General features: G+C 52.5%; 1 rRNA gene. It reads left to right on the top strand.

The window, feature by feature from the left end:
• Positions 1–257 (top strand): 23S ribosomal RNA (locus KVP70_RS33705); the annotation flags it as partial.

Here is a 257-nt window from a genome sequence, read left to right as displayed (position 1 = left end):
ATGGGAAGCAGGTTAATATTCCTGCACCGTCGTATGATGCGATGGGGGGACGGATCGCGGAAGGTTGTCTGCCTGTTGGAATAGGCAGTTTCTGGTTCATAGAAGGCGCTTAGGCAAATCCGGGCGCAGGATTCAAGGGACTGGGACGAGGCATTTAGGTGCTGAAGCAATCGGAAGTGGTTCCAAGAAAAGCCTCTAAGCTTCAGTCATACGAGACCGTACCGCAAACCGACACAGGTGGGCGAGATGAGTATTCT

The organism is Duganella violaceipulchra (assembly GCF_019166075.1).
In the GTDB taxonomy this organism is placed as follows: domain Bacteria; phylum Pseudomonadota; class Gammaproteobacteria; order Burkholderiales; family Burkholderiaceae_D; genus Rugamonas; species Rugamonas violaceipulchra.
This window is presented reverse-complemented; position numbering and strand designations above follow the sequence as displayed.